The organism is Rhodanobacter sp. PCA2, assembly GCF_013620825.1.
Taxonomy (GTDB): domain Bacteria; phylum Pseudomonadota; class Gammaproteobacteria; order Xanthomonadales; family Rhodanobacteraceae; genus Rhodanobacter_A.
This window is the reverse complement of the sequence record NZ_NJIC01000001.1, coordinates 120,329-143,337: the sequence shown is the minus strand read 5'-3', so window position 1 is coordinate 143,337 and position 23,009 is coordinate 120,329. Positions and strand designations below refer to the sequence as shown.

Annotated in this window: 14 protein-coding genes; 12 read left to right on the top strand and 2 right to left on the bottom strand. The window is 71.1% G+C overall.

The window, feature by feature from the left end:
• The first annotated feature begins 166 nt into the window (after window positions 1–166).
• Window positions 167–1,300 (top strand): hypothetical protein, encoded by a 1,134-nt coding sequence (locus PCA_RS00610; RefSeq protein ID WP_181300169.1) that lies wholly within the window; start codon window positions 167–169, stop codon window positions 1,298–1,300.
• Window positions 1,301–1,519: 219 nt separating this feature from the next.
• Window positions 1,520–3,937, top strand: coding sequence for a GGDEF and EAL domain-containing protein (locus PCA_RS00605; RefSeq protein ID WP_255436571.1), 2,418 nt, complete (start codon window positions 1,520–1,522; stop codon window positions 3,935–3,937).
• 13 nt (window positions 3,938–3,950) lie between these two features.
• Here PCA_RS00605 and PCA_RS00600 read toward each other — a convergent pair whose 3' ends face one another.
• A complete protein-coding gene (locus PCA_RS00600) occupies window positions 3,951–4,400 on the bottom strand; it encodes a GNAT family N-acetyltransferase (RefSeq protein ID WP_181300167.1) in 450 nt (149 codons plus the stop codon).
• A gap of 157 nt (window positions 4,401–4,557) precedes the next feature.
• Between PCA_RS00600 and PCA_RS00595 the strand changes: the two genes are divergently transcribed.
• The 10 genes from PCA_RS00595 to pgm all read left to right on the top strand — a co-directional run bounded on the left by PCA_RS00595 (window position 4,558) and on the right by pgm (window position 22,545).
• The gene (locus tag PCA_RS00595; RefSeq protein ID WP_255436570.1) at window positions 4,558–13,161 is read left to right on the top strand and encodes a glucoamylase family protein; all 8,604 of its coding nucleotides are present in this window, start codon (window positions 4,558–4,560) and stop codon (window positions 13,159–13,161) included.
• A gap of 243 nt (window positions 13,162–13,404) precedes the next feature.
• Window positions 13,405–13,737 carry an MliC family protein gene (locus tag PCA_RS00590; RefSeq protein ID WP_181300166.1) on the top strand — a complete coding sequence of 111 codons (333 nt, stop codon included), beginning with the start codon at window positions 13,405–13,407 and terminating at the stop codon, window positions 13,735–13,737.
• Between the two features lie 372 nt (window positions 13,738–14,109).
• The gene (gene map, locus PCA_RS00585) at window positions 14,110–14,856 is read left to right on the top strand and encodes a type I methionyl aminopeptidase (protein ID WP_181300165.1); all 747 of its coding nucleotides are present in this window, start codon (window positions 14,110–14,112) and stop codon (window positions 14,854–14,856) included.
• A gap of 59 nt (window positions 14,857–14,915) precedes the next feature.
• Window positions 14,916–15,302: a DUF1304 domain-containing protein gene (locus PCA_RS00580; RefSeq protein WP_181300164.1), complete on the top strand. Its 387-nt coding sequence runs from the start codon at window positions 14,916–14,918 to the stop codon at window positions 15,300–15,302.
• Window positions 15,303–15,414: 112 nt separating this feature from the next.
• Window positions 15,415–15,759, top strand: coding sequence for a TfoX/Sxy family protein (locus PCA_RS00575; protein WP_181300163.1), 345 nt, complete (start codon window positions 15,415–15,417; stop codon window positions 15,757–15,759).
• Between the two features lie 238 nt (window positions 15,760–15,997).
• Window positions 15,998–17,401, top strand: coding sequence for a glucose-6-phosphate dehydrogenase (gene zwf, locus PCA_RS00570; protein ID WP_181300162.1), 1,404 nt, complete (start codon window positions 15,998–16,000; stop codon window positions 17,399–17,401).
• On the top strand, window positions 17,395–18,102 hold the full coding sequence (locus PCA_RS00565) for an HAD family hydrolase (RefSeq protein WP_181300161.1): 708 nt from the start codon (window positions 17,395–17,397) through the stop codon (window positions 18,100–18,102). Before zwf ends, PCA_RS00565 begins: the two co-directional genes overlap by 7 nt.
• 32 nt (window positions 18,103–18,134) lie before the next feature.
• Window positions 18,135–19,238, top strand: a complete 1,104-nt coding sequence (tal, locus tag PCA_RS00560; RefSeq protein WP_181300160.1) for a transaldolase — start codon at window positions 18,135–18,137, stop codon at window positions 19,236–19,238.
• The gene (gene pgi, locus PCA_RS00555) at window positions 19,235–20,902 is read left to right on the top strand and encodes a glucose-6-phosphate isomerase (protein WP_181300159.1); all 1,668 of its coding nucleotides are present in this window, start codon (window positions 19,235–19,237) and stop codon (window positions 20,900–20,902) included. Before tal ends, pgi begins: the two co-directional genes overlap by 4 nt.
• Complete coding sequence (gene pgm, locus PCA_RS00550; RefSeq protein WP_181300158.1) at window positions 20,899–22,545, top strand: phosphoglucomutase (alpha-D-glucose-1,6-bisphosphate-dependent); 1,647 nt, start codon at window positions 20,899–20,901, stop codon at window positions 22,543–22,545. The genes pgi and pgm overlap by 4 nt, the downstream gene beginning before the upstream one ends.
• A gap of 258 nt (window positions 22,546–22,803) precedes the next feature.
• Here pgm and PCA_RS00545 read toward each other — a convergent pair whose 3' ends face one another.
• Complete coding sequence (locus PCA_RS00545) at window positions 22,804–22,989, bottom strand: hypothetical protein (protein WP_181300157.1); 186 nt, start codon at window positions 22,987–22,989, stop codon at window positions 22,804–22,806.
• Window positions 22,990–23,009: the final 20 nt, after the last annotated feature.

Sequence of the window (23,009 nt, the reverse complement as noted above, 5' to 3'; positions counted from 1 at the left end):
TCCAGTACCGAGCCCTGCCCGCAAGGCTAACCCGCCCTGCCACGGGGCGAAAGCGCAGCCGGCCGCGGCACGCGACTTCCATTCACGGAAACGGCGACGCAGCGGCGCCGGGGCGGTGCGGCGCACTTGCTAGAATGACCGTTTTCGCCGCCCGGAACGCCCCGTCGTGGAAGCCTCTACGCTGATCGCGCTGCCCATCGTGCTCGCGCTGGAACCGGTACCCGGTACGACGATGCGCACCACCCTGAGCCGCGACGAGGCGGAGGCGCTGGCCGGCCTGGTCGCCGCCGACCTGCACGCGCTGCTGCCGCAGGTGGCGCAGGCGCGGCTGCTGCTGGCGGGCGCGCTGTTCGATCCGGTGGAACTGCTGCGCCCCGGCTTTCCGGTGTGGGCCACGCTGGACGAGCTGGGCCGCCGCGTGCCGCGCGCCAGCGTTGAGCACGTGGTGGCGTTCGGCAGCCACGAGGACCGCATGCCGGCGCAGCCGCTGGAGCCCTCGCCGCAGTTCGCCGACGGCCCGATGCGCCTGCTGCCGCTGTCGCTGCTGGCGCCGGAAGCGCTGGCCGCGGAACTGGCGGAGCAGGTCGAGGTGCAGCTGGTCGGCCGCGGCGAGGCCGGCGCGCACACCGCCGACTGGCTGATGCGCACGCTGGGCGTGCAGCTGGAACATGCGCGCTACCTCAGCCGCAACGACCTGATGGCGCTCACCTGCGTGCAGTACGAGCACGTCAGCCTCGCGCCGCTGTGGAGCCTGCTGGAAGCGGCCCTGCTCACCCCGTACCGCGAGGAAGCCGTGCTCAGCGCGCGCGGCCTCGCGCTGCGCTACGCGGAGGGCCGCGTGCTGGCGCAGTCGCCCGCCGCATGGCTGGCCGCGCAGCAGGGCGACGCGGCGGAACGCGCCCACGGCTTCGCCGGCATCGTGTTCGAACTGCGCCAGTACGCCGCCCTGCTCGACGCCCACGCGCTGCCGCTGCGCCTGCAGGCCGCGCCGGAGGACGAAGGCGGCGCCGGCTGGCTGCTGGAGCCCGTGGCCGCCGCCGAGGCCCGCCACGGCGCGCCGCAGCTCTACGCCCACGAGGCGCCCGGCCTGGGCGTGGTCGCGGTGACCGTGGCCCAGCCCGGCGAGGCCAGCCGCCCGCAGGTGCTGGCCCATGCCTACCCGCTGCAGCCGCGCGCGCTGGGGCCGATGCTGGAGGCGCTTTCCACCCGCTATGGCAGCGCCCGCGAGCTGCAGGCGCCGGGCGGCATCGTGATGGACGAGCACGGCCGGCTGGCCGCACCGGCACAGTCCCTGCACTGAACTGCCTCCGATAGCTGAACCGGGCGTAAAGACGGCTAAACGAATTGTTTACACATGGGCCCGTTGTTCGTGCACGAGCCCGTGCAAATCAGGCATCGGCTGGCGCATGATGCGCCGATAGGGATGGCGACCGGATCTTTGCAGGCAGCGAAGATGTCCACGGCAATGCAACCCACCGAAGGCGATCGGCCCGGTTCCGTGCTCCCGCCGGAGCTGGCCATGCACGTGCTGCAAGGCGCGCCGGCGCTGATCGCCTACATCGACACCGCACTGCGCTTCCGTTTCGTCAACGAAACCCATCGCCGCTGGTTCGGCGCCGATCCCGCCGAACTGATCGGCCGGCGCATCAACGAGGCGATGGACGCGCAGAGCTACCTCGGCGCGCGCGCCGCGCTGCTGCATTCGCTGGCCGGCCACGCCACGCATTACGAGGGCGAACTGGCCTGCGGCACGCTGCGCCGCTACGTGCACGGACACTTCCGGCCCGACCTCGACGGCGAGGGCCAGGTGCGCGGCGCCATCGCCGTGTTCACCGACATCACCGAACGGCATGCGCTGGAACTGCAGCTGCGCGAGAGCGAGCAGCGCTTCTTCCAGGCGTTCCAGCATGCCGCGATCGGCATGGCGCTGGTCCACCCGGACGGCCAGTTCATGCGCGTCAACGCCGCGCTGTGCGCCATGCTGGGCTACACCGACAAGGCGCTGCTGGCGTGCAATTGGCGCGACCTCACCCATCCGGACGACCTGGCCACCAGCGAGGCGCTCGCGCGCCAGCTCGCCGACGGCAGCCGCGAGGCGTTCCAGACCGAGAAGCGCTACCTGCACCACGATGGCCACACCGTGCACGTGCAGCTCAGCGTATCGCAGGTGCGCAACGAGGCCGGCCGGCTGCGCTACGTGGTCACCCAGGTGCAGGACATCAGCCAGCGCCACCATCTCGAAGGCAAGCTGTTCCGCGAACACCAGCTCGCCGAAGCCACGCTGAGCTCGATCGGCGACGCGGTGCTGACCACCGACCCCAGCCTGCACGTGACCTCGCTGAACCCGATCGCCGAGGCGATGACCGGCTGGAGCGCCGGCGAAGCCCGCGGCCGGCGCATGGACGAGGTGTTCCGGCTGTACGACGCGGACAGCCGGGCAAGCGTGCAGAACCCGCTGCGCGAGGCGATCCGCCGCAACGCGATCGTCAACCTGTCCGGCAAGGTCGTGCTGGTCCACCGCAACGGCTTCGAGACCCCGATCGAGGATTCCGCCGCGCCCATCCACGACCACGCCGGCAACGTGATCGGCGGCGTGCTGGTCTGCCACGATGTCAGCGAGAACCGCGCGCTGGCGCTGAAGATGATCCACCTCACCCAGCACGACGCGCTCACCGGCCTGCCGAACCGCAGCCTGCTGCCGGCGCGCATCGAGCAGGCGGCGCACCGGGCCGCGATGCACGACCGCCGCTGCGCGCTGCTGTACCTGGACCTGGACAACTTCCGCCACGTCAACGAGGCGCTGGGCTACGAGGGCGGCGACCAGGTGATGCAGGCGGTGGCGCAGGCGCTGCGCGAGACGCTGCGCGAGGACGACACCCTGTACCGCTACGTCGGCGACGAGTTCGTGCTGCTGCTGCCACGCATGGACGACGCCTGCGAGGCGGTCGCGATGGCGGAACGGCTGCTGCGCCGCTGCGAGCGCATCGCGCTGCCGGGCGTGCCGTCGCTGCAGGTGGGCGCCAGCATCGGCATCAGCGTGTTTCCCGACGACGCGGACGGCGGCGACGCGCTGCTGCGGCACGCCAGCACCGCGATGTACGAGGTGAAGGTGGCCGGCCGCGGCGGCTGGCGCCGCTACACCAGCGCGATGAGCGAACGCGCGGCCATTGTGCGCAACATCGAGCAGTCCCTGCGCGACGCGCTGGCGAACGACGCGCTGGCGCTGCACTACCAGCCGATGGTGGACGCCCGCAGCGGCCGCCTGGTCGGCGTCGAGGCGCTGCTGCGCTGGCAGGTCGACGGCCGCGACGTGTTCGTGCCGGACCAGTTCATCCCGGTGGCCGAGGACAGCGGCCTGATCGTCGAGCTGGGCGAGTGGGTGCTGCGCCAGGCCTGCATGCAGTCGCGGCAGTGGCGGCGGCACCTGCGCACGATCCCGATCTCGGTGAACGTGTCGCCGCTGCAGTTCCGCCACGAGCGTTTCCACCCGCAGCTCGTCGCGCTGATGGACGCCTGCGACATCGGCCCCGGCCAGCTCGAGCTGGAACTGACCGAGCGCACCATGATGGCCGGCGGCGACGCCACCGCCCGCCTGCTGGAACGCATCCGCCAGCACGGCGTGCGGCTGTCGCTGGACGATTTCGGCACCGGCTACTGCAGCCTCTCCTACCTCAAGCATTTTCCGGTCGACACGCTGAAGATCGACCGCAGCTTCGTGCACGACGTCATCGCCGATGTCGACACCGCCGCGATCACCCGCGCGATCATCGCGATGGCCCGCAGCCTGGGCAAGACGGTGGTCGCCGAAGGGGTGGAGACCGCCGAACAGGCCGACTTCCTGCGCGAGGCCGGCTGCACCCTGCTGCAGGGCTTCCGCTACGGCGCGCCGATGTCCGCCGCCGAACTCGAACGCTGGCTGGCCGCGTCGCCGGCCTGATCCGCCCGGCGCCTCAGAGCACCTGCTCGTACATCGCGTAGTGGCAGGGCTGCATGCCCAGCTCGCCGTAGGTGCGCTGCGCGCGCCGGTTCTCGGTCTCCACGTACAGGCGCAGGCTGGCCGCGCCGGCTTCCCGCGCGCGCCGCTCCACCTCGGCGTAGAGCGCGCGGAACACGCCGTCGCGCCGCGCCGCGGGCACCACGTACACGCTCTGGATCCACCAGTAGTCGGCGTTGCGCCAGTCGCTCCACTCGTAGGTGACCAGCAGGCCGCCCACCGCCTCGCCGTCGCGTTCGGCGACCAGGTAGAAGCCACGCTGCGGCTGTTCGAACACGCGGCGCACGCCGCGCTCCAGCACCGCCGGGTCCAGCGCGAGACCTTCCGTCTCCTGTGCCATCGCCGCGTTCCACGCGCACAGCGCAGGCGCGTCGGCGGGCGAGGCGGGACGGATCGACAGACGCATGCGCGCACTTCCGGCAAGGACAAGTCGCCCATGGTAGCGCGCATCGCCTTCACGTTCCGCGGCGTAAGGTGACCACGGCACTGGCGTGCACCGGTGCTTCCCCCCGGCACTCCGATTGCGACGAACCGATCGCGCCGGCTTGCGCAGGAACCATGCTTTGAACATCGGCAAATTCCCCACCCTGCTGCGGCTGCGCCGCATGCGTGCGCTCTCGCGGCGCGGCGCGCGACAGACCCGGCCCGAACCGGAACAGGCGCTGCGCGCGGAGCTGTTCAGCACCGAGCAGATGGAACGCCACGGCCGCACCCTGGCCGCGCAGCACCGCATCGGCGCGGAGCGCCATGCCGACCTGCTGCTGGCCCGGCTGGACGACAACGAAGCCGTGCTGGTCCGCGCCTGCGAGCGGCTCACTCCCGCCACCAGCCAGGGCCACCGCATCACGCCCGCGGGCGAATGGCTGCTGGACAATTTCTACCTGGTCGAGGAACAGGTGCGCATCGCCCGCCGCCACCTGCCCAAGGGCTACAGCCGCGAGCTGCCGCGCCTCGCGCAGGGGCCGTCGGCCCGGCTGCCGCGGGTCTACGACATCGCGCAGGAAGTGATCGCGCACGGCGACGGCCGCGTCGACATCGCCGGCCTGCGCCGCTTCATCAACGCCTACCAGACGGTGGCGCCGCTGAACCTGGGCGAGCTGTGGGCGATCCCCATCATGCTGCGGCTGGCGCTGATCGAGAACCTGCGCCGCGTCGCCGCGCGGGTGATGGCGGGCTGGCGCGCCCAGAACAAGGCGACGCGCTGGGCCGACAACCTCACCGCCGCCGCCGAGAGCGATCCCGCCAGCGTGGTGCTGGTGGTGGCCGACATGGCCCGCGCGAAGCCGCCGATGAGCGGCCCGTTCGTGGCCGAGCTGTCGCGCCGGCTGCAAGGCCAGGGCCCCGCGCTGGCCTTGCCGCTGGGCTGGATCGAGCAGCGCCTCACCCAGTCCGGCCTCAGCGTGGAGCACCTGGTGCAGCTGGATGCGCAGCAGCAGGCGGCGGACCAGGTGTCGATCGGCAACAGCATCGGCAGCCTGCGCGCGCTGTCGGCGATCGACTGGCGCGCCTTCGTCGAACGCACCAGCCTGGTCGAGCGCGCGCTGCGGCAGGACCCCGCCGGCGTCTACGCGGCGATGGATTTCGCCACCCGCGACGACTACCGCCACGCGGTGGAGCGGCTGGCGCGGCGCCACCGGCTGGACGAGCGCGCGGTGGCGGAAGCGGCGATCGCGCTGTGCCGACGCGCCGCCGAGGACGACGCGCCGGACCTGCAACGCCACGTGGGCCACTGGCTGATCGCCACGGGCCAGCCCGCGCTGGAACAGGCGCTGGGCGTGCGCGCGCCGCTCGACGAACGGCTGCGCCGGCTGTTCGACCGCGCGCCGCTGCCGATCTACCTCGGCCTGCTGGCCGTGCTCACGTTCGCGTTCGCGCAACCGCTGCTCGCCACCGTGGCGCGCGACGACTTCCCGCTGTGGGCGCTGCTGCTGGTCGCGGTGCCGACCGTGGTGGTGGCCAGCCAGCTGGGGCTGAGCCTGCTGAACTGGCTGGCCACGCTGAGCGTGCATCCCCGGCCGTTGCCGCGCATGGACTACGCCGACGGCATTCCCGCCGAGGCGCGCACGCTGGTGGCGATCCCCAGCCTGATCGGCGACGTGCAGGACGTGGAGGCGCTGGTCGAGGCGCTGGAGGTGCGCTTCCTCGGCAACCGCGACGAGCGCCTGCACTTCGCCCTGCTCACCGACTTCGGCGACGCCGATGCGGAGACGCTGCCCGGCGACGAGGCGCTGCTGCGGCTGGCGCAGCTGCGCATCGAGGCGCTGAACGAGCGCCACGCCGACGCCGGCGTCGACCGCTTCTTCCTGCTGCACCGGCCGCGCCTGTGGAATCCGGGCGAGCAGCGCTGGATGGGCCGCGAGCGCAAGCGCGGCAAGCTGGCCGACCTCAACGCGCTGCTGCGCGGCCAGGGCGCCGACCGCTTCCAGCTGATCGCGGGCGACCTCGCCTCGCTGCCGCCGGTGCGCTACGTGATCACGCTGGACACCGACACCCAGCTGCCGCGCGATGCCGCCGCGGAATTCGTGGGCGCGCTGGACCACCCGCTGAACCGCCCGCACTACGACCCGCGCAAGGGCCGCGTCACCCGCGGCCACGGCATCCTGCAGCCGCGCGTGGGCATCGGCCTGCCCAGCACCGTGCGTTCGCGCTATGCGCGGCTGTTCGGCAGCGACGCCGGCATCGACCCCTACACGCGCATGGTCTCGGACGTGTACCAGGACGTGTTCGGCGAAGGCTCGTTCATCGGCAAGGGCATCTACGACATCGACGCGTTCGAGGCCGCGCTGGACGACCGCTTCCCCGACAACCGCATCCTCAGCCACGACCTGATCGAGGGCTGCCACGCGCGCTCGGCCCTGCTCAGCGACGCGCAGCTGTACGAGGAACATCCGGTGCGCTACCAGGACGACGTGCAGCGCCGGCACCGCTGGATCCGCGGCGACTGGCAGCTGCTGCCGTGGCTGCTGCCGTGGGCGCCGGCCGCGAACGGGCGCTGGCGGCGCAACGCGCTGACCTCGCTGTCGCGCTGGAAGATCCTCGACAACCTGCGCCGCAGCCTGGTGCCGGTGTCCCTGCTCGCCCTGTTCGCGCTGGGCTGGCTGGCGCTGACGCCGGTGCTGTCGTGGACGCTGGCGGTGCTGGCGATGGTGCTGGTGCCGCCGCTGCTGTCGGCGCTGCTGGAGCTGGTGCAGAAGCAGCGCGACGTGCAGTGGGAGCCGCACCTGCGCGCCGCGCTGCACGCCGCCAGCCAGCATCTGGGCCGCTTCGCGCTGCACCTCGCCTGGCTGCCGCACGAGGCGCTGTACAGCCTGGACGCGATCCTGCGTTCGCTGTGGCGCATGGCGGCGAGCCATCGCCACCTGCTGCAGTGGCGCAGCTCGGCCGAGGTGGCGCGCGCCAGCCGCCACACGCCCGCCGCGCTGTGGCGGCTGCTGTGGATCGCGCCGTTCATCGCGGTGGTGCTGGCCGCGCTGCTTGCGGTGGAACGGCCGCCCGCGCTGGCGGTGGCCGCGCCGCTGCTGCTGCTGTGGCTGATCGCCCCCGGCATCGCGTGGTGGATGGGCCTGCCGCGCCGCGAGCGCACGGCCGCGGCGACCGCCGGGCAACGGCAGTTCCTGCGCCGGCTCGCGCGCAGGACCTGGGCCTTCTTCGACGCCGAGGTGAACGCCGAGCACCACTGGCTGCCGCCGGACAACGTGCAGGAACAGCCGGTGGCCGCGGTGGCCCATCGCACCTCGCCCACCAACATCGGGCTGGCGCTGCTGGCGAACCTCGCCGCGCACGACTTCGGCTGGCTGGGCACCGGCCGCCTGCTGGAGCGCAGCGCGCACACGCTGGGCACGCTGCAGGCGCTGCCGCGCCATCGCGGCCACTGGTACAACTGGTACGACACCGAAAGCCTGCAGCCGCTGCCGCCGCTGTACGTGTCCACGGTGGACAGCGGCAACCTCGCCGGCCACCTGCTCACGCTGCGCCCCGGCCTGCTGGAACTGGCCGACGCGCCGGTGTTCCGCACCGCCGCGCTGCGCGGCCTGCGCGACGCCTGGCAGGTGCTGCAGGCCGCATGGCCCCGCGAGGGCGGCGACATCGCCGCCGCGCCGCTGCACGAACTGGACGCCGCGCTGGCCCAGCCGCCCGCCACCACCGGCGCCGCGCTGGCCGTGCTCGAACGCCAGCTCGACCATGCGCTGGCGCCGGCGCCGCCGGACGACGACGAGGCCGCGTTCTGGCTCGCCGCGCTGCAGGCGCAGTGCCGCGAGCTGCGCGACGAGACGCGGGCCTTCCACCTCGACCCGCCGCACGACGACGATGCCGGCTTCGCGGGCATCCCGAGCCTGCGCCAGCTCGCGCGCATCGAGCCGCTGTGCTGGCCGGGCGAGGCGCGCGCCGAAGAGCGCCGCACGCGGGCGCGCGAACACATCGCGCGGATCGAGCAGCTGGCGCAACAGGCCGCCGCGCTGGCGCAGATGGACTGGCGCTTCCTGTACGACGGCACCCGCGACCTGCTGGCGATCGGCTACAACGTGGACGAACGCCGGCTGGATGCCGGCTATTACGACCTGCTCGCCTCCGAGGCGCGGCTGGCCAGCTTCGTGGCGATCGCGCAGGGCCAGCTGCCGCAGGACAACTGGTTCACGCTCGGCCGCCTGCTCGCCACCACCGACGGCGACCCGGTGCTGCTGTCGTGGACCGGCTCGATGTTCGAGTACCTGATGCCCACCCTGGTGATGCCCGCCTACGAAGGCAGCCTGCTCGACCAGAGCTGCCGCGCCGCGGTGTCGCGGCAGATCGGGTACGGCCGGCGGCTGAACCTGCCGTGGGGCGTTTCCGAATCCGGCTACAACGCGTTCGACGCCCACCTCAACTACCAGTACCGCGCCTTCGGCGTGCCGGGGCTGGGGCTGAAGCGCGGGCTGGGCGACGACGTGGTGATCGCGCCCTACGCCAGCATGATGGCCGCGATCGTGGCGCCCGCCGACGCCGCGCGCAACCTGCAGCAGCTCGCCGCGCTGGGTCTCGGCGGCCGCTACGGCATGTACGAGGCGCTGGACTGCACGCCCGCGCGGCTGCCGCGCGGCGCGGACAGCGTGGTGGTGCGCTCGTTCATGGCGCACCACCAGGGCATGGGCCTGCTGGCGCTGGACTGCGCCCTGCTGGGCCAGCCCATGCAGCGCCGCTTCGCGGCCGATCCGCAGTTCCGCGCCACCAGCCTGCTGCTGCAGGAACGCGTGCCGCGCACTGCGGCGGAATACCTGCACGCCACCAGCTTCCCCGAGCTGGCCGGCAGCCTGCGCACGGCGGAGACGCGGCTGCGCGTGTTCATCGACCCCGACCGCCCGCGCCCCGCCGTGCAGCTGCTGTCGAACGGCCGCTACCACGTGATGGTGTCCAGCGCGGGCGGCGGCTACAGCCGCTGCCGCGAACTGGCGGCGACGCGCTGGCACGAGGACATCACGCGCGACGCCTGGGGCATGTACGGCTACCTGCGCGACGTGTCCAGCGGCGCGTACTGGTCGGTGGCGCACCAGCCGGTGTGCCGCAAGACCGAGCTGTACGAGGCGATCTTCTCCGACGCCCGCGCCGAGTTCCGCGTGCGCGAGCGCGACTTCGACGCGCACACCGAGATCGTGGTGTCGCCGGAAGACGACATCGAGCTGCGCCGCACCCGCCTCACCAACCGTGGGCGCACGCGGCGGGTGATCGAACTGACCACCTACGCCGAGGTGGTGCTCGCGCCGCCGGTGGCCGACGCGCTGCATCCCGCCTTCAGCAAGCTGTTCGTGCAGACCGAGCTGCTGCCGGAACTGCAGGCCATCGTGGCCAGCCGCCGCCCGCGCGCGGCCGACGAGGCGGTGCCGTGGCTGTGCCACCTGCTCGCGGTGCACGGCGCCGACGTGGCGGCGATCTCCTACGAGACCGACCGCGCGCGCTTCCTCGGCCGCGGCCGCACCGCGTCGCGGCCGCTGGCGATGGAACAGGAGACGCTTTCCGGCAGCGCCGGCGCGGTGCTCGATCCGGTGGTGGCGATCCGCTGCCGCATCGCGCTGGAACCGGAGCAGTCGGCCACGCTGGACGTGGTCACCGGCATGGCCGACAGCCGCGAGGCCTGCCTGCGGCTGATCGGCAAGTACCGCGACCGCCACCTCGCCGACCGCGTGTTCGACCTGGCGTGGACGCACAGCCAGGTGCTGCTGCGCCAGCTCAACGCCAGCCTGGCGGAGGCGCAGCTGTACGAGCACATGGCCACCGCGATCCTCTACCCCGCCGCGATGCTGCGCGCGGACAGCGGCGTGCTGGCGGCGAACCGCCGCGGCCAGTCCGGGCTGTGGGGCCAGGGCGTCTCCGGCGACCTGCCCATCGTGCTGCTGAGCATCGCCGACCCCGCGAGCATCGAGCTGGTGCGCCAGCTGGTGCAGGCCCACGCGTACTGGCGGCTGAAGGGGTTGGTAGTGGACCTGGTGATCTGGAACGAGGACCGCGCCGGCTACCGCCAGGAGCTGCACGACGCGATCCTCGGCCTGATCGCCTCGGGCAGCGAGGCGGCCCTGCTCGACCGCCCCGGCGGCATCTTCGTGCGCGCCGCGCAGCCGCTGTCCGGCGAGGACCGGCTGGTGATGCTGGCCTCTGCGCGCATCGTGCTGGCCGACCATCGCGGCAACCTCGCCGAGCAGGTGCAGCGGCGGCGGGTGGAACCCACGCTGCCGCCCGCCGTGCCGGAGTGGACGCGCCGCGCCGCGACAGCCGTCGCGCCGGTGAACGCCTCCCTGCCGAAACTGCCGCCCGGCCACTTCGGCGAGGACGGCCGCGAATACGTGATCGTGCTCGACCCCGGCCAGCCCACGCCCGCGCCGTGGGCGAACGTGCTGGCGAACCCGCAGTTCGGCACCGTGGTTTCCGAAAGCGGCAGCGCCTACACATGGAGCGAGAACGCGCACGAGTTCCGCCTCACGCCCTGGCACAACGACCCGGTGAGCGACAGCGGCGGCGAGGCGCTGTACCTGCGCGACGAAGACAGCGGCCAGGTCTGGTCGCCCACGCCGCTGCCCTGCCGCGGCAGCGGGCGCTACGTCACCCGCCACGGCTTCGGCTACAGCGTGTTCGAGCATACGGAGGACGGCATCCGCTCCGAGTTGTGGATGTACGTCGCGGTGGACGCACCGGTGAAATTCTTCCGGCTCACGCTGCGCAACGAATCCGGCCGCGCGCGCCGGCTTTCCGTCACCGCCTACGCGGAATGGCTGCTGGGCGACCTGCGCGAGAAGACCGCGATGCACGTGGTCACCGAGCGGGAGCCGCGCAGCGGCGCGCTGTTCGCCCACAACGCCTACACCACCGAATTCCCCGGCCGCACGGGTTTCCTGGACATGGACCTCACGGAATGCAGCCTCAGCGGCGACCGCGGCGAGTTCATCGGCCGCAACGGCAGCCTCGCCGCCCCCGCCGCGCTGGGCCGCGCGCAACTGTCCGGCCGGCTGGGCGCGGGGCTGGACCCTTGCGGCGCGCTGCAGGGCCGGCTCGCGCTGGACGACGGCGAGGAACGCACGCTCGTCATTCGCCTCGGCGCAGGCCGCGACGGCGCGGACGCCGCTGCGCTGGCGCAACGCTTCCGCGGCAACGCCGCGGCGGACGAGGCGCTCGAACAGGTGCATGCGCAATGGCAGCGCATCCTCGGCGCCGTGCAGGTACGCACGCCCGAGCCCGCGCTGGACGTGCTCGCCAACGGCTGGCTGCCCTACCAGACCCTGGCCTGCCGCTTCTGGGCGCGCAGCGGCTACTACCAGAGCGGCGGCGCGTTCGGCTTCCGCGACCAGCTGCAGGATTCGATGGCGCTGCTGCACGCCGCGCCGGAACTGGCGCGCGCGCAATTGCTCTTGTGCGCCGCGCACCAGTTCCCCGAAGGCGACGTGCAGCACTGGTGGCATCCGCCGATGGACCGCGGCGTGCGCACGCGCTGCTCCGACGACTACCTGTGGCTGCCGCTGGCCACCGCGCGCTACGTGCTCGCCACCGGCGACCGCGCCGTGCTCGGCGAAGTGGTGGGCTACATCGAGGGCCGCCCGCTGCATGGCGACGAGGAGTCCTACTACGACCTGCCGCAACACTCGCCGCTGGCCGAGCCGCTGTACCGCCACTGCCTGCGCGCGATCGAGCGCGGCTTCGCGGCGCGCGGCCCGCATGGCCTGCCGCTGATCGGCAGCGGCGACTGGAACGACGGCATGAACCGCGTCGGCGAACGCGGCATCGGCGAAAGCGTGTGGCTGGGCTGGTTCGAATGCGCGATGCTCGCCGACTTCGCCAACGTCGCCGCGTTGCACGGCGACGCCGACTTCGCGCGCCGCTGCCGCGACGAAGTCGCCGCCCTGCGCGAAAAGCTGGAACGCCACGCATGGGACGGCGACTGGTACCGCCGCGCCTGGTTCGACGACGGCACGCCGCTCGGCTCCGCCACCAACGAGGAATGCCGCATCGACTCCATCGCGCAGAGCTGGTCGGTGCTGAGCGGCGCCGGCGACCCCGGGCGCCAACGCCAGGCGATGGCTGCACTGGACCAGCACCTCGTGCGCCGCGATGCCGGCCTGATCCAGCTGCTCGATCCGCCCTTCGACACATCCCGCCTCGACCCCGGCTACATCAAGGGCTACCTGCCCGGCGTGCGCGAGAACGGCGGCCAGTACACCCACGCCGCGGTCTGGGCCGCGATGGCGTTCGCGAAACTCGGCGACGCCGAACGCGCCTGGGAACTCGCGCGCATGATCGCGCCGGCGCGACGCGGCGAGGACGCCGCGGAGATCGAAACCTACAAGGTCGAGCCCTACGTGGTCTGCGCCGACGTCTACGCCGTGCCGCCCCACACCGGCCGCGGCGGCTGGAGCTGGTACACCGGTTCCGCCGGCTGGCTGTACCGCCTGCTGGTCGAATCCCTGCTCGGCCTGAACCTCGAAGCAGCCAAGCTGCGCGTCGCCCCGCTGCTGCCGCCGGAGTGGGAAGGCTGCGAACTGGATTACCGCTACCGCGGCACGCCCTACCGCATTCGCGTGCGCCAGTGCGAAGCGGGCACGCCGGGCAGCGTGCGGCTGGATGGCGTGGTGCAGGCCGACGGCTGCATCCCGCTGGCCGACGACGGCGTCGAGCACCGGGTTGATGTCGATCATCCGCGCGCGGCGTAAACCGTTGCAATATCGGCACGCAGGACCCTGCAGAACCGACACGCCCGGCCCACCTTGATGGCGTTCCCGGCTGCGCCCGGACCGCAGCAGGGAATGCCATGCCGCTTCGCCGCGGGTCCGGACGGGCACGACATCGAAGCGGCATGTCGGGAACCCTAGCCCCGAGCCGGACAGGCGATCGGGCACCACGCGCCATTGCATCCGGACACCAGACTTCCCCCATGCACTGAATGGAGAGCACCGATGAAGACACGCATGCCTGCCCTGTTCGTCGCCTGTGCCGTTTCCGCCTGCGCCTCGCAGCCCGTGCCCGACAAGCCGCTGCCCGACGAGAACGCCCCCGAGGTTCGCGTGGTCTCCTTCACCTGCACGAACGGCCAGTCGCTGGCCGTCCGCTTCTTCCCTGCGCACGGGGTTGCCGTGCTGGTGCGCAACGGGCAGACCACGGAGCTCCAGCAGCAGCCCAGCGGGTCGGGTTTCATCTACGGCAACGGGCCCATCACCATCCGCGGCAAGGGCAGGGACCTGACCGTGGAGATCGGCCGCATGGTGCCGCTGGAGTGCAAGGCCGAGTGAGCGGGCCGAGCGGCGGCTCAGGCCGTCGTCGTTGCGTGGCGGCGGCCTGGGGGAGTGGGTTACGCTAGCTGGGGAAGGCCTGATTGATCGACAGCCTGCTCGTCATCCCAGCGAAGGCTGGAGGCGCTTCACAACAGCGAAGCAGGTCATCCAGTGCCTTGGTGTTCCGTGGCTTGCAGACACTGGATCCCAGCCTTCGCTGGGATGACGAGCAAAATCGGACCATCGCCAGGCCGAAGCCCCGCTACACGTCGCGGCTTGATCCAGGGGCCAATCTCCACCCAACCCGCCCACCACCGGCACATCCCCGGTGGCGGCAACCACGACCGCGATGGTTTCCAGCCAGCACCACGCAACGAGACAGGAAATCCCATGACCATCGAAACCGAGAATGACGTCGTCGCGCTCAAGCGCATAGGCAGGATCGTCTCGTACGTGCTCGACGAGATGCTCGCCGCGGCCGAGCCCGGCATGACCACGCGCGAACTCGATGCGCTCGGCGCGGCCTTGCTTGAGCGCCACGGCGCGCGGTCGGCACCCCAGCTCACCTACGACTTCCCCGGCGCAACCTGCATCAGCATCAACGAGGAGGCCGCGCACGGCATTCCGGGCGACCGGGTGATCCGCGCGGGCGACGTGTTGAACGTGGACGTTTCCGCCGAGCTGGGCGGCTACTTCGCCGATACCGGCGGAACGCGGGTCGTGCCGCCGACCAACCCGCAGAAGACGCGCCTGTGCCACGCCACCCGCACGGCGCTGGAGCAGGCCATGAAGCAGGCGCGCCACGGCCGGCCCATCAACGGCATCGGCGCGGCCATCCAGCGCACGGCGCGGACCTACGGCTTCCGGGTGATCGAGAACCTCGGCAGCCACGGCGTGGGCCGCGCGCTGCACGAAGACCCAGACCATATCCCCGGCTACTTCGACCCCGCGGACCAGCGCCTCCTGCAGGAAGGCATGGTGATCACCATCGAGCCCTTCCTCTCGACGAAGAGTCGCGTGGTGGACGAGGCGGCGGACGGCTGGACCCTGGTGGGCGCGCGCGGCAACCTGTCGGCGCAGTACGAGCACACCATGATCATCACCCGGGGCGAGCCGATCGTCGTCACCGTGCACTGAAACGAACGCCGGCGCCCGCTCCGGTCGCCGGCATCCATGGACACGAACCGCGGTTTCCCATGAACCTCGCCAGCCAGCTCTTCGCCCTGCTCGCCGCCTTGCTGCACGTGCTGATTTTCTGCATGGAGAGCCTGTGGTTCATGCGGCCCAGGGTGCACCGCCGCTTCGGCGCCCCCACGACGGCTGATGCCGAGGCGCGCCGCCTGTTCGCCTTCAACCAGGGCTTCTACAACCTGTTCCTCGCCGTCGGCGTGCTTGCCGGCCTGGCGGCGATCGATCTCGGCGGGAACGCCGTGGTGGGGCAAACCCTGGTGCTGTTCGGCTGCGCCTGCATGGCGGCCGCCGGCGTGGTGCTGTATTTCTCCGCCGGCCGTGTGATGCTGCGTGCGGCGGCCATGCAGTGCGCGTTCCCGCTGCTCGCGTGGGTGGCGTGGCTGGTGTTCTGACCGCCGCCCGCGCCGATACCGCACCCGGGCAGCCGCCACGGGTTTTGCGCTAGGCTGACCGGAAGCCCCCGCCCGCGCGCGGCCCCACCCAGCATGGGATTGCACACCAGCCATGGCTACCGATCCGGACTTCATCGATTACGTGGCGGAACAGATCGCGCTGGGCGCGCGGCTCACGCACAAGAAGATGTTCGGCGAGTACGCGGTGTACATCGACGGAAAAGTGGTGGCCTTCGCCTGCGACAACAGCCTGTTCATCAAGCCGTCCACGGCGGCGGCGAGTCTCGCGCCCGACCTTCCGCAACGCCCGCCCTACCCCGGCGCCAAGGATTATCCCGTCGCCGACGAACTGCTGGACGATTCGGACGCGATCCGCGCGCTGGTGCTGGAAACGGCCGCGCTGATGCCCCCGCCGAAGCCGCGCAGGCCGGCGCCCGCACGCAGCCGCGCGAAGTGAGCCGCGGCGCGGCCACGCGCGTCGACTGATCCCGTCGACGACCGGCGTGCATGGCTGCCGCGTGCCGCGTTCATCCCATGCCGCAGCAGTCTTGTAGCATCGCTTATGCGCGGACTTCACCCCGCGCCCGGCATGCTGGGCAGTGCGCCGGCACGCCATCGCAACATCATGCGAATGAGCGGTTCCATCGTGCGCTGCACGCGACGCACTCCACCCCGAACGGAGCAGACCCCGGCTCATGACGAACCCGACTTCCGACGCCCTGGTGTTTTTCGGCGCCACCGGCGACCTGGCTTACAAGCAGATATTCCCCGCCCTGCTCGCGATGGTGGCGCGCGACGGGCTGGACGTGCCGATCATCGGCGTGGCGCATGCCGGCTGGTCGCTGGAGCAGCTGCGCCAGCGCGCACGCGACAGCGTGACGGAAGCGGCGAAGAAGGCCGGCGCCGGCGTGGACGAAGCCGCGTTCGCGAAGCTCGCGGCGCGCCTCGGCTACGTGGACGGCGACTACCAGGACGCCGCCACCTTCACCCGGCTGAAGCAGGTGCTGGGTGACGCGAAGACGCCGCTGCACTATCTCGCGATCCCGCCCGCGCTGTTCGGCACCGTGGTCACCAGCCTCAAGGCCGCCGGCTGCGCGGACGGCGCGCGCGTGGTGGTGGAGAAACCCTTCGGCCGCGACCTCGCCTCGGCGCAGGCGCTGAACCGCACCCTGCACTCCGTGTTTCCCGAGCATTCGATCTTCCGCATCGACCACTACCTCGGCAAGGAGGCGGTGCAGAACCTGCTGTATTTCCGCTTCGCCAACAGCGTGCTGGAGCCGGTGTGGAACAACCGCTACGTGGACCGCGTGCAGATCACCATGGCGGAGGAATTCGGCGTGGACGGGCGCGGCAGCTTCTACGAAAGCGTGGGCACGATCCGCGACGTGCTGCAGAACCACCTGCTGCAGGTGACCTCGCTGCTGGCGATGGACGCGCCGATCGGCAGCGATCCCGCCGCGCTCAACGCCGAGAAGCTGCGGCTGTTCCGCGCGATGCGCCCGCTCGACCCGAAGGACGTGGTGCGCGGCCAGTTCAAGGGCTACCGCGAGGTGGCCGGCGTGGCACCGGATTCCGACGTGGAAACCTTCGTGGCGCTGCGCCTGGCCATCGACACCTGGCGCTGGTCGGGCGTGCCGTTCCTGATCCGCGCCGGCAAGAAGCTGCCGCTCACCACCACTCAGGTGATGGTGGACATGAAGGTGCCGCCGCTGTCGGTGTTCGACGCCATCGGCGCGGAACAATCGAACTACTTCCGCTTCCGGCTCAGCCCGCAGGTGGTGATCGCCGAAGGCATGCGGGTGAAGCGCCCCGGCGAGGCGATGCAGGGCGAGCCGGTGGAACTGGTCGTGCACCACCAAAGCGGCGTCGAGATGTCGCCCTACGAGCGCCTGCTGAACGACGCGCTGCGCGGCGACAACTCGCTGTTCACCAGCGACGAATGCGTGGAAGCGGCATGGCGCGTGGTGGACAACGTGCTCGGGCACGACGCTGCGCCGCGTCCCTACGAACCCGGCAGCTGGGGTCCGCCCGAAGCCGCCGCGCTGGCCGGCAAGGAAGGCTGGCACGACCCGCGGCCGGAGGCGCCGCAGCCATGCTGATCGACACCGCCACGCCCGAGCCGCTGGTGTTCCTGCTGGACGTGGACGACACCCTGCTCGACAACGACCGCTTCGCCGCCGACCTGGGCGCGGAGTTGGAGCGCAACTTCGGCGCGCCCGAGCGCGAGCGCTACTGGGCGATCTACGCGCAGCTGCGCGACGAACGCGGCTACGCGGACTACCTCGACGCGCTGCAGGGCTTCCGCGCGGGCCTGGACAACCATCCCGCCCTGCTCTCGATGTCGGCGTTCCTGCTGGACTACCCGTTCGAGCTGCGGCTGTTCCCCGGGGCGCTGGAAACCGTCGCCCACCTGCGCACGCTGGGCCGGCCGGTGATCCTTTCCGACGGCGACGTGGTGTTCCAGCCGCGCAAGATCCGCCGCGCCGGGCTGTGGCAGGCGCTGCAGGGCGACGTGCTGGTCTACCTGCACAAGCAGCGGATGCTGGACGCCATGCAGCAGCGCTATCCCGCCGCGCACTACGTGATGGTGGACGACAAGCCCGACCTGCTCGCCGCGATGAAACGCCAGCTCGGCGCGCGCCTCACCACCGTATGGGTGCGCCAGGGCCATTACGCCGCGGCGGCCGCCGACCAGCGCCCGGAACCGGCGCCGGACCGCACGATCCGCTGCATCGCCGAACTGCAAGAGCGTAAGCTTGAGGACTTCCTTGCGGACGCGGCCACCACGGCCGGCGCCTGAGCGGAATCCCCCACGAAATCCCCGGAGCCAGCATGAAAGCCACGCAGCAACTGCACGATCTCGGCCAGAGCCTCTGGCTGGACAACATCACCCGCACCCTGCTCGACGACGGCACGCTGGCGCGCTACATCGCCGAGGACTCGATCACCGGCCTCACCTCCAACCCCAGCATCTTCGACGCCGCGATCGGCGGCGGCGACGCCTACGACGCCGGCATCCACGCCAAGTCGCTGGTCGGCCTCAAGGGCGAGGAACTCTTCATGGAGCTGGCGCTGGAAGACCTGCGCCGCGCCGCCGACCTGTTCAAGCCGGTGTTCGACGCCACCCACCAGGTGGACGGCTGGGTGTCGATGGAAGTCTCGCCGCTGCTGGCCGCCGACACCGCCGGCACCATCGCCGCCGCCGACGCGATCCACGCGCAGGCACGGCGGCCGAACCTATTCGTGAAGATCCCCGGCACGCCCGAGGGCGTTCCCGCCATCGAGGAAGCGATCTTCCGCGGCATCCCGATCAACGTGACCCTGCTGTTCTCCTGCGCGCAATACCTGGCCGCCGCCGAAGCCTACCTGCGCGGCATCGAGCGCCGCGTCGCCGCCGGGCTGGACCCGCAGGTGGCCTCGGTGGCCTCGCTGTTCATCAGCCGCTGGGACGTGGCCGCCAACCCGCAGCTGCCCGCGAACCTGCGCAACGCGCTGGGCATCGCCGTGGGCAAGCAGAGCTACCGCGCCTACCGCGAGCTGCTCGCCTCGCCGCGCTGGCAGAAGCTCGCCGCCGCCGGCGCGCGCCCGCAGCGCCTGCTGTGGGCCAGCACCGGCACCAAGGACCCGAACGCGCCCGACACGCTGTACGTCGATGCGCTGGCCGCGCCCGACACCGTGGATACCATCCCTGAGAAGACGCTGCACGCCGTCGCCGACCACGGCAGGCCCGGCGCGGTGCTGCCGCCGGACGGCGGCGACGCCGACGCGGTGCTGGCCGCGGTCGCCAAGGCCGGCGTGGACACAGACGCACTGGCGCTGAAGCTGCAGCAGGACGGCGCCGACGCCTTCGTGAAATCGTGGAAGCAGCTGCTGCAGCGCATCGTCGACAAGCAGGCCGCGCTGGCGGCCAAGGGCAAGGAGCCGGTTTCCCGATGAGTCTCCCCGACCTGACCCTGCTGCCCGAGTGGCAGGCGTTGCAGCAGCACTGCAACCAGCTGGAGACGCAGCACCTGCGCGAGCTGTTCGCCGCCGACCCGAAGCGCGGCGAGCGCTTCGTGGCCGAGGCGGTGGGCCTGTACTTCGACTACTCCAAGCAACGCGTGGACGACGAGGCGCTGCGCCTGCTCGGCGCGCTGGCCAAGGCGCGCGACCTCGCGGGGCGCATCGCCGCGATGTTCCGCGGCGACCGCATCAACGCCACCGAGAACCGCGCCGTGCTGCACGTGGCGCTGCGCGCGCCGCGCGGCGAGAAGATCCTCGTCGACGGCCACGACGTGGTGCCCGATATGCACGAGGTGCTGGACCGCATGGCCGCGTTCGCCGACACCGTGCGCAGCGGCGCGTGGAAGGGCCACAGCGGCAAGCCGATGCGCAACGTGGTCAGCATCGGCATCGGCGGCTCCGACCTCGGCCCGGTGATGGCCTGCGAGGCGCTGCGCGACTACAGCCGGCGCGACATGAGGTTCCGCTTCGTCTCCAACGTGGACGGCACCGACTTCGCCGAGGCGGTGCGCGACCTCGATGCCGCCGAGACGCTGTTCATCGTCTGCTCCAAGACCTTCACCACGCTGGAGACGCTCACCAACGCGCACGCGGCGCGCGCGTGGTGCGTCAAGGCGCTGGGCGACGAGCAGGCGGTGGCGAAGCACTTCGTGGCGGTGTCCACCGCCGCCGCGGAAGTCGCGAAGTTCGGCATCGACACGAAGCAGATGTTCGGCTTCTGGGACTGGGTGGGCGGCCGCTACTCGATGGACTCGGCGATCGGCCTGTCCACCATGATCGCGATCGGCCCGGAGCATTTCCGCGCCATGCTCGCCGGCTTCCATGCGATGGACGAGCATTTCCGCAGCGCGCCGTTCGAGAAGAATCTTCCCGTGCTGATGGGCCTGATCGGCCTGTGGAACACCAACTTCCTCGACGCCGCCACGGTGGCCGTGCTGCCCTACGAGCAGTACCTCAAGCGCTTCCCCGCCTACCTGCAGCAGCTCACCATGGAGTCGAACGGCAAGCACGTCACGCTGGACGGCGCGCCCGTGGACTACGCCACCGGCCCGATCTACTGGGGCGAGCCGGGCACCAACGGCCAGCATTCGTTCTACCAGCTGATCCACCAGGGCACGCGGCTGGTGCCCTGCGACTTCATCGGCTTCGGCCAGACCCTGAACCCGGTGCCGGCGCAGGGCGGCGGCGACCAGCACGACCTGCTGATCGCGAACCTGATCGCCCAGGGCGAGGCGCTGGCCTTCGGCAAGAGCGCCGAGGAAGTGCGCGCCGAAGGCACGCCGGAAGCGCTGGTGCCGCACCGCAGCTTCGAGGGCAACCGGCCCAGCAGCACCATTCTCGCCGAACGCCTTACCCCGTTCGCGCTGGGCAGCCTGGTGGCGCTGTACGAGCACTGCGTGTTCGTGCAGGGCGCGATCTGGGACATCGACTCCTTCGACCAGTGGGGCGTGGAACTGGGCAAGCAGCTGGCGAAGACCACCATCGCCGAACTGATCGCGGCGAAGGAACCGAAGCTCGCCCACGACAGCTCGACCAACGCGCTGATCCGCCGCTACCGCGCGCTGCGCGACGAGGGCGCAAAGGAGACCCGACCGTGAGCCAGCAGATCAGCCCGCTCGCCGGCAAGCCGGCGCCGAAATCCATCCTCGTCGACATCGGCAAGCTGCTGGCCGCATACACCGCCGTGAAGCCCGATCCGTCGGTGCCGGCGCAACGCGTGGCCTTCGGCACCTCGGGCCACCGCGGCTGCTCGTTCGACGGCAGCTTCAACGAGAACCACATCCTCGCGATCAGCCAGGCGATCTGCGACTACCGCCAGTCGAAAGGCATCGACGGCCCGCTGTTCATCGGCGCCGACACCCACGCGCTGTCGCAGCCCGCGTTCGAGACCGCGCTGGAAGTGCTGGCCGCGAACGGCGTGGCGACGATGGTCTCCGCGGGCGGCGAGTTCACGCCCACGCCCGCGGTGTCGCACGCGATCCTGGTCCACAACCGGGGACGCCGCAGCGGGCTTGCCGACGGCATCGTCGTCACGCCCTCGCACAACCCTCCCGACAACGGCGGCTTCAAGTACAACCCGACCAATGGCGGGCCCGCCGACACCGACATCACCAGGTGGGTGGAGAACCGCGCCAATGCGATCCTCGAGGCGGGGCTGAGGGACGTGAAGCGGGTGCCGTTCGCGCAGGCGCGCAAGGCCGCCACCACGCACGCGCACGACTACCTCGACGCCTACGTGGCGGACCTCGCGAACGTGGTCGACTTCGACGCGATCCGCAGCGCCGGTGTGCACATGGGCGTGGACCCGCTGGGCGGCGCCGGCGTGCACTACTGGGCGCCCATCGCGGAGCGCTACAAGCTGGACCTCGGCGTGGTGAGCAGCGAGGTCGATCCGCAGTTCGCGTTCATGACCGTGGACTGGGACGGCAAGATCCGCATGGACCCGTCCTCGAAGTACGCGATGCAGCGGCTGATCGGGCTGAAGGACAAGTACGACGTGGCCTTCGCCTGCGACACCGACCACGACCGCCACGGCGTGGTGTCGCGCTCGTCGGGCCTGATGGAACCGAACCACTACCTGTCCGTGCTGGTGGACTACCTGTACCGCCACCGCCCGCACTGGAACGGCACGGTCGGGGTGGGCAAGACCGTGGTCACCACCGCGCTGATCGACCGCGTGGTGAAGCGCCTGGGGCGCACGCTGGTCGAGGTGCCGGTGGGCTTCAAGTGGTTCGCCGAAGGCCTGTTCGACGGCCAGCTCGGCTTCGGCTGCGAGGAAAGCGCAGGCGCCTCGCTGCTGCGCCACGACGGCTCGGTGTGGACCACCGACAAGGACGGCCTCGTGCCCGCCCTGCTTTCCGCCGAGATGACCGCGCGCACCGGCAAGGACCCGGGCCAACTGTTCGAGCAGCTCACCCGCGAACTCGGCCGCCCCTACGCAAACCGCGTCGAGGCCGCCGCCACGCCCGCGCAGAAGGCGAAGCTGTCGAAACTCTCGCCCGGGCAGATCAAGACCGATACGCTCGCCGGCGAGAAGATCGTGCAGGTGCTGGACAAGGCGCCCGGCAACGGCGCCGCCATCGGCGGCATCAAGGTGGTCAGCGAAAGCGGCTGGTTCGCCGCCCGCCCCTCCGGCACCGAGGCCATCTACAAGATCTACGCCGAGAGCTTCAGGGACGAGGCGCACCTCAAGAGCCTGCTGGAAGAGGCGCAGTCGGTGGTGGACGCGGCGCTGGCCTAACGCCTGAAAGCACGCCGCCGATATTGGCGACATGGTCGCGACGGATCGCTCCCACGCCGTCATTCCAGCGCAAGCTGGAATCCAGTGCCTTGGATCTCCAAGGCGAAAGTCGCTGGATGACCAGCTTCGCTGTTGTGAAGCGCCTCCGGCTTGCGCCGGGATGACGGTACGGCGATCTGGCGCATCGCCTTGCCCACAGGGCGACTAGGCTCAGCGATGCAACGTCCGGTGCATAACGTCCCGCCGGCAAAACGCGCATCAATCTGAAAACACCCCGCCCATATTGACGACCCGACTGCAACGGACCGCTTTCAGCTCGTCATTCCAGCGCAAGCTGGAATCCAGTGCCTCGGGTCTCAGGGCGAAAGCCGCTGGATGACCAGCTTCGCTGTTGTGAAGCGCCTCCGGCTTGCGCCGGGATGACGGCACGGCGATCGGGCGCATCCGCCTTGCCTTGCCCGCAC